The 11363-nt window shown below is 53.4% G+C and carries 17 protein-coding genes and 2 pseudogenes; all 19 read right to left on the bottom strand.

The window, feature by feature from the left end; translation table 11 throughout:
* Nucleotides 1–166 precede the first annotated feature (166 nt).
* Nucleotides 167–481, bottom strand: a complete 315-nt coding sequence (locus JZM30_RS24935) for a tail fiber assembly protein (RefSeq protein ID WP_438801545.1) — start codon at nucleotides 479–481, stop codon at nucleotides 167–169.
* Nucleotides 478–795 carry a hypothetical protein gene (locus tag JZM30_RS24940; protein WP_438801546.1) on the bottom strand — a complete coding sequence of 106 codons (318 nt, stop codon included), beginning with the start codon at nucleotides 793–795 and terminating at the stop codon, nucleotides 478–480. Before JZM30_RS24940 ends, JZM30_RS24935 begins: the two co-directional genes overlap by 4 nt.
* Before the next feature lie 235 nt (nucleotides 796–1030).
* Complete coding sequence (locus tag JZM30_RS24500) at nucleotides 1031–1171, bottom strand: phage tail protein (RefSeq protein WP_291830939.1); 141 nt, start codon at nucleotides 1169–1171, stop codon at nucleotides 1031–1033.
* A 184-nt stretch (nucleotides 1172–1355) separates the two neighbouring features.
* Nucleotides 1356–1994: a hypothetical protein gene (locus JZM30_RS23195; protein ID WP_252321492.1), complete on the bottom strand. Its 639-nt coding sequence runs from the start codon at nucleotides 1992–1994 to the stop codon at nucleotides 1356–1358.
* A gap of 66 nt (nucleotides 1995–2060) precedes the next feature.
* Nucleotides 2061–2714, bottom strand: a complete 654-nt coding sequence (locus JZM30_RS23200) for a hypothetical protein (RefSeq protein ID WP_252321493.1) — start codon at nucleotides 2712–2714, stop codon at nucleotides 2061–2063.
* Nucleotides 2715–2716: 2 nt separating this feature from the next.
* Complete coding sequence (locus JZM30_RS23205) at nucleotides 2717–3208, bottom strand: YmfQ family protein (protein WP_308167218.1); 492 nt, start codon at nucleotides 3206–3208, stop codon at nucleotides 2717–2719.
* Nucleotides 3209–3282: 74 nt separating this feature from the next.
* Nucleotides 3283–3732: a baseplate J/gp47 family protein gene (locus JZM30_RS24145; protein WP_308167214.1), complete on the bottom strand. Its 450-nt coding sequence runs from the start codon at nucleotides 3730–3732 to the stop codon at nucleotides 3283–3285.
* A 116-nt stretch (nucleotides 3733–3848) separates the two neighbouring features.
* Nucleotides 3849–4208 carry a baseplate J/gp47 family protein gene (locus JZM30_RS24150; RefSeq protein ID WP_308167215.1) on the bottom strand — a complete coding sequence of 120 codons (360 nt, stop codon included), beginning with the start codon at nucleotides 4206–4208 and terminating at the stop codon, nucleotides 3849–3851.
* A 136-nt stretch (nucleotides 4209–4344) separates the two neighbouring features.
* The gene (locus tag JZM30_RS23215) at nucleotides 4345–4695 is read right to left on the bottom strand and encodes a phage GP46 family protein (RefSeq protein ID WP_252321494.1); all 351 of its coding nucleotides are present in this window, start codon (nucleotides 4693–4695) and stop codon (nucleotides 4345–4347) included.
* 71 nt (nucleotides 4696–4766) lie between these two features.
* Nucleotides 4767–5399: pseudogene (locus tag JZM30_RS24945) on the bottom strand (phage baseplate assembly protein V); the annotation flags it as partial.
* 132 nt (nucleotides 5400–5531) lie between these two features.
* Nucleotides 5532–6404 (bottom strand): annotated as a pseudogene (locus JZM30_RS24950) (phage tail protein); the annotation flags it as partial.
* Entirely contained in the window at nucleotides 6380–6565 is a 186-nt protein-coding gene (locus JZM30_RS23225; protein ID WP_252321496.1) for a phage baseplate assembly protein, read from the bottom strand. The pseudogene JZM30_RS24950 and the gene JZM30_RS23225, both read right to left, overlap by 25 nt.
* Nucleotides 6549–7145 (bottom strand): hypothetical protein, encoded by a 597-nt coding sequence (locus JZM30_RS23230; protein WP_252321497.1) that lies wholly within the window; start codon nucleotides 7143–7145, stop codon nucleotides 6549–6551. The genes JZM30_RS23225 and JZM30_RS23230 overlap by 17 nt, the downstream gene beginning before the upstream one ends.
* Nucleotides 7079–8023 carry a DNA circularization protein gene (locus JZM30_RS23235; RefSeq protein WP_308167219.1) on the bottom strand — a complete coding sequence of 315 codons (945 nt, stop codon included), beginning with the start codon at nucleotides 8021–8023 and terminating at the stop codon, nucleotides 7079–7081. Before JZM30_RS23235 ends, JZM30_RS23230 begins: the two co-directional genes overlap by 67 nt.
* 151 nt (nucleotides 8024–8174) lie before the next feature.
* Nucleotides 8175–10436: a phage tail tape measure protein gene (locus JZM30_RS23240; RefSeq protein WP_252321498.1), complete on the bottom strand. Its 2262-nt coding sequence runs from the start codon at nucleotides 10434–10436 to the stop codon at nucleotides 8175–8177.
* Between the two features lie 3 nt (nucleotides 10437–10439).
* Nucleotides 10440–10787: a hypothetical protein gene (locus JZM30_RS23245; protein WP_252321499.1), complete on the bottom strand. Its 348-nt coding sequence runs from the start codon at nucleotides 10785–10787 to the stop codon at nucleotides 10440–10442.
* Nucleotides 10788–10811: 24 nt separating this feature from the next.
* Nucleotides 10812–10976: a hypothetical protein gene (locus JZM30_RS23250; RefSeq protein ID WP_252321500.1), complete on the bottom strand. Its 165-nt coding sequence runs from the start codon at nucleotides 10974–10976 to the stop codon at nucleotides 10812–10814.
* The gene (locus JZM30_RS23255; protein ID WP_252321501.1) at nucleotides 10976–11128 is read right to left on the bottom strand and encodes a hypothetical protein; all 153 of its coding nucleotides are present in this window, start codon (nucleotides 11126–11128) and stop codon (nucleotides 10976–10978) included. The genes JZM30_RS23250 and JZM30_RS23255 overlap by 1 nt, the downstream gene beginning before the upstream one ends.
* A 32-nt stretch (nucleotides 11129–11160) precedes the next feature.
* On the bottom strand, nucleotides 11161–11352 hold the full coding sequence (locus JZM30_RS23260) for a hypothetical protein (RefSeq protein WP_252321502.1): 192 nt from the start codon (nucleotides 11350–11352) through the stop codon (nucleotides 11161–11163).
* Between the last annotated feature and the right edge of the window lie 11 nt (nucleotides 11353–11363).

Here is an 11363-nt window from a genome sequence, read left to right on the forward strand (position 1 = left end):
TGTAACGCGGCGAATTTTTTCGCATAGAGTTGCATATCATTTTGCATACAAAATTACTTCAAAAAGTACGTTTTTTGCATTATGTAGAATGATTCGCGGGGTTAGCTATGTGGCATATTCAAGAGAAAGCCCGCCGAGTGTGGCGGGCGGGAAGATGTAGCGATTATTATTGTGGCTGTTCCGGCCACTCGATATCAGGCGCGGTACTGACATCAATACGATTCAACATCACCCGATAGGTTTTCCAGTCCGTTAATGCGGCTTTCTCTTCTTTCGTCGCCATATCCAGAACAACCGCATCACTCAGCGTTTGAATACGGGCATTCGCCACGGTAAGGCGTGAGGTTAATTCCTGTTGTGCTGCCTGCTGCGCAGCTTGTAATTCTGCCGCTTGCTTGGCTTGCGAGTCTGTCACCCACTTTTCCCCGTCCCAGGCATCAAATTCAGTTGCCGGTTCAAGTAGCGTAAATCCTTCTGTCAATTCACCGATTGTGGTGATAAGCGAGGCTTCTCGCGTCTCGGTGTTATAGGCCGTTTACCACGATAGTCCGGCACATGCTCCCAGCCTGAACCGTCAGGAGTGCGCAATAACGCCTGTCCGACTGGGGGTAGCTCTGGTTCATCAGGGTAACTGTAGGCTGGGAGACCCACGCCGAGCATGAGGTATTCCATGCTGGCGCTTTGGTATTCGCCAGTGTTCGAGTTCACATGGTAGACGGTGATCCATCCGGCCTTTTTGCTAAGGCCATTTTCGCCTAATTCGGCAGTTTCAATATTTGTGGAATAGTTGCTCATTATGCTGCTCTCACTATGTAGTTAAAGGCGATGTTACGCGGACGGTTTTCAGTTGCGGTGGGTACGACCTTCGATGCATCGAATGTATACTGACACCCAACGCCCCCAAGATTATTATTAGATGGGATATAGCCCTCTAATCTAGTAAATGCGCCTTCCCACACCGACGATGAAGAGCCCTCTCCCCAAGCCAAACCATTATTTGCAAACTTCCCGGTGATATTTCTAATCGCATCTACCTGTCCAGACAGCAACGTGCGGCAAGAATGGGATAAGTCGTTTTGTTAAAAACCTGTCCGTTGCATTTCAGAAAACCAGCAGGTGTAACGGCACCAGGGAACGGCAGCGGAATACCCGCAAATTCATCGACCGACAATGCGCCTATTGAAGTGGGTGTTAATGTGTGGCTATCAGGTGTTTTCCATAAGCCGTTTGAGTCGGCTACGGCGTTATGACCTTGAGATAAAACCCGCCCAACAACGCCGCCAATTGATGCACTAATGGATTTATTATTCGCTACATACAGGTAAATATGTCCATCTTCTCTGAGCGTAATTGAATTATTTGCCGTCGAATGTTGGTTGGCGAAAATAGCACCGAAATCCGCCGCCCCTTATCCTTATATACCAATGAACAGTGTTATCTGCTTTTTGGCCCCGAATAAAACAGGATTGGTTATCCTCTAAAGGCTTAATTTGAAAAGCCTCAGAGCTTCTATTAAAGATTTTCTTTCCGGTAATTATTTGGTCAGTGCCAGTATCTGCAATGGAATAGGTAGCACCCGCACCAACCTGAACTTGTGGCATCAAGCTACCGTGTAACAATGTAGGCGCTAACGCATCCCCCACATGCACGATATTCTGAGCATTGATGTGAACCAGGTTTCTTATAGCCCCATCCGTATACGTCCCGCGAACACCTACGGCGTTTGCCGTTACGATGTTTGCTGTATGCGTTTTTATCGCAGTAACAGTTTGTACGGTATTAAGCGTTGCAACGTCATAATTCACATATCCATTTGAATCACCGGCCTGAATTTTAACGTTAGATACAGAGGCTGATGGACCAGCAGTTAGGATAGAGTAAGTGCCGTTAACCTTTGTAAACACCCCTGAGCCAAAGCGAATAGTTGATGCGTCGGTATTTATTCCGTCATTTCGAAATGAACGGGAGGAGTTAGCCTGTGCCCATGTATGCACAGTAGCGGCGGAGGTGATAGATAATGTCGTCTGGTTGTCTAGTGCTGGATTCAGATTTGCACTTGTTCATAGTGTAGACCATTCAATTGCAACACCGTTCGATATCTGTCGCAATCTGAAATCAACGCCGCCACCATTGTGCCCCAGCAAATCCCAACCATATGTTGCGGACTCTTGTACATGAAGCCCCGACGCACCTGTACCACCAAAGGGGTTATCCGCATGGTTGGCTGTGTAGCTAAAGAACCCACACCCGGCAACACCTCCAGTAGCACCAGCAGCACGAGGACAGGCGTTAGCCCCCAGACCATGACCACCATTGATAACCAATGCACTGGCAGTTGTGTCGTCTGGTGACTTCTGTACCTTGGAGGTATCTAGTTTCGTACCTAATGCAGTGTTAGTTTCGTCTTTGGTGTATGCACCAACATCCCCCGCGCCCAGCGTGATATCAGCGCTTAATGCTTTGTTGTTTACTTTACGCGTCTGGAGGACATAATTCTTTTTCAGCGCAGTCAGTAATTGATCGCTTTTAGCCGGATCGACTGAAACACCTGCATCGGCCAGGACGGCAAGAATTTCAGCCTGCGCATTTCTAATTGCGGATTGGACGTTATTCATAAATAACGCCGTGACAATCGTTCCCAGCTCTCCCGTTAATGGATTACCGTCATGAAATGTATTATCAGGCGACTGAATGGGAGGCATCTGATTTTGCATGATTAACGTTCCTGATACGAAAAATAACAAAATGTGTGAGCGGGTTTCAGGTCATTGAATACCGTCTCAATAACCGCGTCACCGAACGACAATAACCGCTCACCCACCGCCGATAATCCTGTCCTGAAGACGTATTGTTTTACCTGAATCCCCACGATATTGACGCGCCATGCCCAGATCACATCATGGTGAATCATTGATTCACCGCACCGGCTGACACCAGTACGAAAGGGGCGTAATTCATCAATCGCGATGGTATAGCCGAGACGACTTGCAAGACGGGTAAAATAGGGAATACTGAGCCCACCGGTTTCAGTCAGCTTGAATAACACATTTTCCAGGCGCTGCTGATAATTGCTGTCTGCCGTCGGCGTAATATCGAGGATGCGCTCCCAGTCGGTCAGCAGGCTTTGTGCATCAACCGGCGTGACAGCTCCCAGAACACGGTCTGACAGTCGCTGTACAACATCAAGAGAGGCACCCCCCGCATCTATTCAGCGGCAATAAGCGGCTGTGTCGTGTCGTAGACACGGGTGGAAGTAGCGACCCAGAAGCGTTTTTGTATCACTCACAGGGCCACCACCTCAATATTTCCGGCGCGCATCCATTCAATCTTATTTTCATCCGTTACCGAATAGACGTTGACTGCCGGAAGTGTGATATTGCGATCAACCACCCCAGACACCTGCGAAATAATCATTTCTGCCTGGCTGCGGATAAACGGGTCGCCGGGAGCCAGTGTTTTGATATAATCCGTCAGCGCGGTAATAATGGCGGCGGTGGCATCAGCCAGCGAAATACCATTTAATAAAACCCAGACGGTAATATCGATAGTTTTAACCGTGGTGCCGAGTACCATTGTATTTTTTGCGGTCACAGGACGGACGTCATCAATATACGTCCGCACCGCGCTAATGATGTCGGCAGACGGCAGGCCATCCGCTGAGGTGATCACCACATCCACCGTCCCCAGCCAGCGACGCAACGGATAGACATAGGCCGAGGCCACACCAGCCACACTTTGCGCCCAGCGTTTATAGTCATATTTATTGCCTCAGGCGGGCGGACGCCTGATCAGCTCAAGCAGACGGGCCAGCATTTCAGCATCCGTCCCCCTGTCGGTTCCGCCCGCCATCACACTGACCGTAACGGTGCTGTCAAAACCAAACAGCGCGCTGCGCTGGCGAATGTCCCTACCGCTGTGGCCGTCGTGTTGCCTGCGGCACCGCTGGCAGAGGCAATGACAGGAATAACCACCGCGCCATCCGCGCCGACTTTTCCCGCCGCCGTTGTCGTGTAGGACAGACTACCAACATTGATAACCAGCCCTGCCGTTGCAGGCGCACCCATATTGCCGGTTGCGGTGATGGTGCCGGTGGACGTGGTCGCAGCCTTACGTGAAATATCACGTAACCGGCAGTGCATCTCGAGGAACTCGGTATCGGCGGTGTCGGGGAAAATCTGCCGTACAATCCACCCCTGGTGCTGATACACACCGGTGATGACGCTGGCAACCGAGGAGGCCTGGACATAAAAATCGCTGTCCGTGCCGGTATCTGCGTCGGGTAACAGGTTACGGATATCACGTAATATCCGGGTGCGGGTTTCCTTAAAGAGGGGATGTGCGGCATCAGCTTACCCTCACCGGGTGTTTAAAGACCTGCTTTTGCCCCGCAGCATCAACAACGTCAATCAGCAGAATGGCCCAGCCGGGGTTCCCGGCAGAGACAGAGACTGAAACCGACGTGGCGCGTTTATCATTAATCAGCTGCTTTAACGCCTCCTCAGCGTATTGCTGGGCCAGTTTGTACACGCGCGAAACGTCTTTTTCCCGTGCCAGCAGGTGCAGGCGGGAGCCCAACAAGTGGTCTGCCCACCATGAGCCCAAAGGGGTCACGAGGCGCAGATAAACGGCATTGGCTAATGTCGTTGCCGTCGTTCCGGTGTAGTCACCGGTTGTCGGGCTCAGTAAATTATCCATGCCGCCAGAATGCAGCATGGACACAAGAGAGGCAGAGGAAGGGGTTCAGTGGTTAAGAGGGATTGCCGGCCAGTCTTGCCGCCCGAGTCGCCATCATGGCCGTGGTACGTCAGGCTAATCTTACCTGCTATGACATCGCCGTCCGTCGAATAGCTGCCGCCGGTTTGCGTGACATTACCCGTAAACGAGGCACTGTTGCCACCTTTGATTGCCAGGCCACCGTTGCTGGTGATTTTGCCCTGAGCCGTAACCTGCTCGCTGGCCGTGACCATCGGGGTATTAAAATCGGCTTTTTCTTTGGCGTTGACAACAAATTGTTTGCAGTTAACCCGGAACTCATCGCAGTCCGTTTCTATCAGACGCCCGCATTTAAGCACAATTCTGGCGCCTTCATCGGTATAGAGCGCCACTTCGCCCGGCTTGAGCGCCTGCAAGCGATAGGTTGCGTGCTCTGTCGCAATCACAATGCTGTGCGACGTTAGCCCGCCCAGCGGTAATACGATTGCCATCGTTCCCGGCAACGGGTTTGAGGTAAAGTCGTAGTGCTGAAACAGTTCACTGTCCTGCAGGGACTCTCCGGCCAGCCCTTTAGCCTGGAAGGTCTGCAACGGGCCGTTGCTGTTTACCCGCGTTAAACGGGTTCGGAACGCCAGGCGAATGCGGTTTAACACCCCGTTAATACGCCTTTCAATATCAGGCCACATCGACAATGACTGCCTCCCCTTTACCTTTGCGCTTGCGCTGTTTTTCTTCTTCGGATAGGCGTCTGGTATCCAGACACAGTCTTCTTTGAGCCTGAGCGTGGTGGTGGTGCCGTTCGGACGCCCACCGTTAAACTCGCGTCCCATCAGGAAATACACCGCATCGATACCGTGATACTCGCTGATAACGTGAATGCGCTGCCCTGGCTCCCATAACACACCGTCCGAGGTGCGGTGTCCGTGGACAATTGCCGTCAGGCTGTAACCGGATAAACGCGCGTCTGACAGCGCCTTGCGGGCGTGGTAGTTGATTTGTTCCTGATTATCCGCATCACCCACGACCATCACCTGAGGTCTGTAGTAACTGACCGTCGGGTCTTTTACCACCGCTTTCATACCGTGCTGGCCGGTCTCGGCGACGCCGGTACTCAGTCCAATATCACTGTCTGCGTCATCAACCACGTCGATGATCGCGGATTGCTTCGTGGACGAGTGCGCGTGGCTTTGGGCTAACACCGCCAGCTCTGAAAAGGATTTGTCTATCGAACTGGCATCGGACAACGACAGCACGTTATTGCCTTTACCGTCCATGCGCATGATGACTGAGGCTACCGTGGGTTTAGTGTAGTCCAGGCCACCGATGACCAGCGTCCCGTCCGGGGCAAACCACGGCCACAGGCCACGCGCGGCACAGGCACGCAGCAGCATGTCCCAGGCGCGTTCGCCAGGCCCTGCACTGATTTTGTTACTGCGAAGGGTGCCCTCGGACTCAATGCGGATCTTTGTGATACCCAGCTGGCGCACGATTTGCGCTACCACATCAGGCAGTTCCATCTGGCGGGCAGTAAGTATCGGTGCGGCACAATCGACCAGTACCGCCGCATTGTCCCAGCCGGAAAGCGACAAGGTAACACCGCCACGCGCCACGGTGCGCCGAACGCCGTCAATACGCCCGGTCAGCACGGTATCATCACCCACCTTGACTATGACCGGCGCACCGCGCACCACATCGGGGGGTTCCCGGGCAGACCCAGGCTGACACTCCAGGCATCAGCGGGGATCAGAAAGTCGGAATCAATCTGGTAGCGTGACCAGTCGCCGTGCTGTTTACCGTTGATGATAACGGACACTGCCGCATTATCAGTGGCCAGATTACTCTGCATAGGCATTCAGCACGTCCTCCATCGCCAGGTTATTCGGGTCACGTAATTGCGGGTTGAGGCGTTGCAGCTCTGCCGCGCGGGAATAGTCCCCGTACCAGCGGTGAGCCATGAGATGAAGGTTGCCGGGGGTAGTGACGGTTTTCTGCATCAGTTGGGGTTTTTCGTTGATCACCGCTTCGGCCAGCGTCTGCACTGCCGCCGCGACAGTTGCCAGTTGGTTGATAACCGGCTCATACGACAGTCCCAGAGGCTGTGCACTGCTGCTGATATCATCCATCGTCGGTGCGTAGGTTGTCCGGATGATATCGATGGCGTCCTGTATCATCTGCCGCGTTTCGTTGGCTATCTTCTCGATATCGACCGGTGTTAATACCGCCGTCAGCGCACTATCGCTGAGGATGGCGCTGGCTTCATCAACGGCCTCCAGTGTCACGGCCACAGAGACAATCGTTATCAGTTCGACAATATCGCTGGCAACCAAATTCTGAGGCATATCAACCGGCGTATCGATACGCCCACTCACCAGACTGACCGGCATAGCCTGGACGGTCTGCAACGCTGAATAGGCGCTCGTCCAGTCAGCCATGATAACAGCGGGGTGGCGGTGTAATTGGCGGTGGCAATCTGCTGCTGAGTGACCGCCGTTGATACGCTGCCCGAGGTTACTGACGCGGTTGTATTACCGGATGTGTTGCCACCCGATGAACCGCCCCCGGATGTGTTGCCGCCGGACGATGACGCCCCGGACAATACGGTACTGCCGCCGCTGTTGACATAGGATGTGTGCAGCGAGCTTTTTGACGCGCCCATTTTTAACGACAGCGCAGAGCGCAGGTCACTGAAAAAAGCCGAGGGTGAATTGATAAAGTCAGTGGTGCCGCTGATAAACCCGCTTATGTCACTGCGGAAAATCGTTGTCATATTGAGTGCGGCTGTTGCCAGACCACGCACCTTATTCATCATCTTACGCGCCGTGCGCAATGGCTGCGTGACATTCTCCATCAGGGTATTGGCACTGTCTATCGCGGCCTGTACCTGGTTAAAAATCTCGTCGGCTTTAGATAACGGGGAGTCTTTGACGAAAAACTGGTTGCCGGTTTTTGACTGCACAAACTGAATATCCAGCGTGCAATAATCCACATACTCGGCATAATGATTGACCTGGAGCACGCCGACCAGCATGTTTGGCATTAAACCAAAAATCGGGTGTATCAACTCGGCGGCACCGGGCTTTCTTAATGCCTCAAGTAGCGACTGGAGGCGTGACTCGTAATCATCGCCCCAGATGACCGCCTGGATCTGCGAGCTGTGCGGCTTGAGGCCCAAATCCTGAATATCCGCGCCGTCCACGTTGTGGTATTTGTGTTGGGCCATGTCACGCTGCGCACTGTCGCGGGCATTGATTACATCAAATTTAACGCCCCGGTAAGAGGCATCCCGTAACGACTCTTCCCAGGATATTATTGGTACGCTCCATTTGAACCGCGCGTGACCTGCTGGCTGTTAATTTCATTGACGGTTTCGGCAAGTACGCGGTCATCCACCTCAAGGCGGATAGTTGCCTGGATCGGACGTTCTGGTTGTTTTAGCGGAGACGGTGCAGGAGCGGGACGCATCACGTCCGGCAGACCAAGCGCGGCAGGCGGCAGACCATTGCCGATACTGGTTGGCTTGCTCCACCAGGTTGAGCTGTCATCTTTTTATCGGTTGATACTGTAAGTGGTTCGACACGAACGACCGGTGCGGGGCGAATACCCGCGCCAGTATCCGCTGACGCGCCAGGAACGGGCGGCGGACGAATGCCGGTGTTCTGGTTCAGTAGTGGAAACGTTGCGGGGGCAGCAGTGACATAACCGGGAACCCCATAACTTTCCGGCCTGGGGATATTTATAGCGCGCGGTTTATTCCACCACGCTTTGATTTCGTCCCAGGCATCCAGTGCGCCAGGCTGCGCACGTATCGAATCCTGTAGCCGCTCGGTATCGTTCGCATACTGATTCGTTGACAGGCGCTGGCGAGCGTCTTTATCACCACGCTCAACCTGTACCAGCGGTGCATCCTGAGTCGCCTGATAGACGGAAAGCGGGACTAAGGCTTTTCCGGCGATACGACCTAATCGCCCCCACATATTAGGCATACGCGTTCCAAGGGGGGGCGTCACGGTCGGTGCGTTAGTGCCTGGCTGAACGGGAGGAACCGGCGGCGGATTTATCCCGTTACTTGAGAGTAATTTCCATGCAGCGAGAACACCACCGGCAGTGACTGCACCAGCCCCTAGAGCTTTGATACCAATTGTTGCCCCTGCAATAGCTGTTGTCAGCCCAGGGTATTCATTTGCATAACCAGTCAACAGACCAGACAGGCGTGCGATCACATCAGAAAGTGGTTTAATTGAATCTACCTGCCCAAAATCAGCCGTATTCTTCATCTGCTCGGCTTTGAAGTCATTAGTCCCGGCAATAAGCTGATAGTTAATATCACCGGCGGTCTTCCCATCCTCTAGATTACGCTGCTCATTCGCTCCCTTGACAACATCACGGGCATACTGTCGATTACTGCGATAACCGATTAATGCCAACAGCGCTTCCTTATCTGTAATCACCTGTCCAACGGCAGAGCCTTCCAGAATTTTAGCCTGTGACAACATAATCTGACGTCGGCCATCACCCTTAGCCAACTTTGCATCGAGTTTTTTATATGCCGGGTTAGTTGCAACAATCTTGTCTACGATGGCAACAAAAGCATCTAGGGAGTTCATCCCTTTACCTTGCGCATTGGCTAAACTTTCTGGCAAATCGATGCCTTTTCCATTTATCTTTATTCTGGATGCTGCATTTGCAGCATCTTGACTGGTTATTTTTCCTAAAAGGTTAGCAACATTATTGCCCGCTTGATCGCTACTCCCTGCTGTTATTGCAGCACTTTGATTAAGTCCCAACAGTACCGCAAAATCATTTAAGCCTTTCATCCCGTTGTTACTGGCTGCTGCTAACTGTTGTGGCAACCACTTCGCCATATCAGCCAGTTCAAATGAACCTGCTTGCCCCGCAGAAATAGCCATATTGAGTGCCTTGCTGACATCTTTATCCTCGATACCAAATGTTTGCTTTAACCGGATGGCTATCTGGGCTAAATCTGTGGGGGCGGCTCCGGCCGCAGTTGAATAGCGTTGCAGTTGCGGTAATAAAGTGTCGGCAGATTTCATATCGACCGCGCCGGAAGCCAGCAATGCATCAAGCGTATCCGCTGCGGATTCTTTCGTCCCGCCACCTTCTTTGACTGAACGACGGATCAAGGCATCCATGCTTGCCATACCAGTCTTTCTGCCATCAACACCTTGCTCTGCGTAGGCCGTGTTCACCATCATCGCTAATCGACGCCCATAACCCATCTGGTTACGCACCGGCTGTGTGACAACAGCCGTCATGGCCGCAGCCCCTCCGGCAACGGCCATCGCTCCAGCGCCAACCGCACGTAGCTTGTCCATGCGGCTCATGGATTGGGCGGCACCGCTTAACCCCGTGCGTAACCGGCTGACGCGGTCTGTCATCGCACTGAATGCCCGTGATTGCTCACTGGCTGACATAACACCCATATGTGTAAGACGGCTGTACGCGGCGATGGTCTGCTGGATCTCGCGCTCGGAACGGATACCGAGCGAGGAGCGGGCGCTGTTGGCGCGTTTAAACTCCTCGCTCAACGCGCGGGATGCACGGATGCCTTGCTGGCTGTTCTGCTGCTGGGATTTCGCCAACTCGTCACCGGCTTTTTCCGCCGCTTTGGTCTGCGCGACTGCATCCTGCATCGCTTTGCGCAGCACCTTTGAGCTGGTATCGCGGGCGGCCAGTGTCAGGGCGAGTTGAAGATTGCGGGCCATTGATTATCTTCTCCCTTTCTTGTTGGGTTTTCTGGGGCGTTTCTGGCGCATTGACTTCACTCGGCGGGTTGTCTGGTCTCCGGCTGACGGGTTTTTACCGTGCAGCCGAGCCAGTGCCTGGATGTAGCCGTCCAGTTCTGAACGGCTCATTACCTCTATTTGCTGTCGGGTGATGCCGTATTTTCCGAGGGCGAGGACGACGCTGCGGTATCCGGCGAGGGCGCTCTCGATTCCATCAGCTTTTTTAAGGGCTGAGATTTGCGCGTCGATGAGGTCAAAATCCTCGTCGGACAACTGGTTAAGCAGCAGCTCCGTCGTCACGTTCTCCGCATCGATACCTTCAATCGCCACCACCCGCGCCAGAATCCCGACGCGTTAGTGCATCCCTGCGGCGGCACCGTCCGTGGTGCCTTTCTCATCCTGGGTTTCTTCCAGGGCCGCGATGGTATCGCCCACCACCGGCAGACGAACGCTGAACGCAAAATGACGTTTACCGTCCAGCTCGACGCCATGCAGCAATGAACCTTGTTCCTTCACCATTATTCCTCCACCCGACGCAGTGCCTGAAACGTGATATCACGCCTGCCTTCGTTATCGACCGTATACTGCGCACCGACCTGGGTACTGTATGCATCCAGGTACGACACTTTTTCACCTCCACTGCCGGAGAGCGGGTACTGGGTGATCTTCACGCCCTCCATGCCCTACCAGTCCAGGTCGCCGCTCAGGGGATCACCACCGAGACCGTGACCTGATATTCCCGGATGCCGCGCGAAAATCCTTTCGAACGCCCGGTTTTGTTCATCGTCTTGACCGGTTTACGCCCGGTCTGCGTGTCTTCTTTCAGGTCGGTACACTCGATTTCCTGTCCGTTGATCTCGAGGATAATTGCGCCAACATACTCTTCTAAGGCCATGCTATGGACTC

Source organism: Candidatus Symbiopectobacterium endolongispinus, from assembly GCF_018777385.1.
GTDB lineage: Bacteria > Pseudomonadota > Gammaproteobacteria > Enterobacterales > Enterobacteriaceae > Symbiopectobacterium > Symbiopectobacterium endolongispinus.

Coding starts and splice junctions, on each gene's coding strand:
- JZM30_RS24940 (WP_438801546.1), bottom strand. CDS start 795: ATGAGCAACTATTCCACAAATATTGAAACTGCCGAATTAGGCGAAAAT.
- JZM30_RS23200 (WP_252321493.1), bottom strand. CDS start 2,714: ATGCAAAATCAGATGCCTCCCATTCAGTCGCCTGATAATACATTTCAT.
- JZM30_RS23215 (WP_252321494.1), bottom strand. CDS start 4,695: ATGGATAATTTACTGAGCCCGACAACCGGTGACTACACCGGAACGACG.
- JZM30_RS23225 (WP_252321496.1), bottom strand. CDS start 6,565: ATGCCTATGCAGAGTAATCTGGCCACTGATAATGCGGCAGTGTCCGTT.
- JZM30_RS23230 (WP_252321497.1), bottom strand. CDS start 7,145: ATGGCTGACTGGACGAGCGCCTATTCAGCGTTGCAGACCGTCCAGGCT.
- JZM30_RS23240 (WP_252321498.1), bottom strand. CDS start 10,436: ATGGCCCGCAATCTTCAACTCGCCCTGACACTGGCCGCCCGCGATACC.
- JZM30_RS23250 (WP_252321500.1), bottom strand. CDS start 10,976: ATGGTGAAGGAACAAGGTTCATTGCTGCATGGCGTCGAGCTGGACGGT.
- JZM30_RS23260 (WP_252321502.1), bottom strand. CDS start 11,352: ATGGCCTTAGAAGAGTATGTTGGCGCAATTATCCTCGAGATCAACGGA.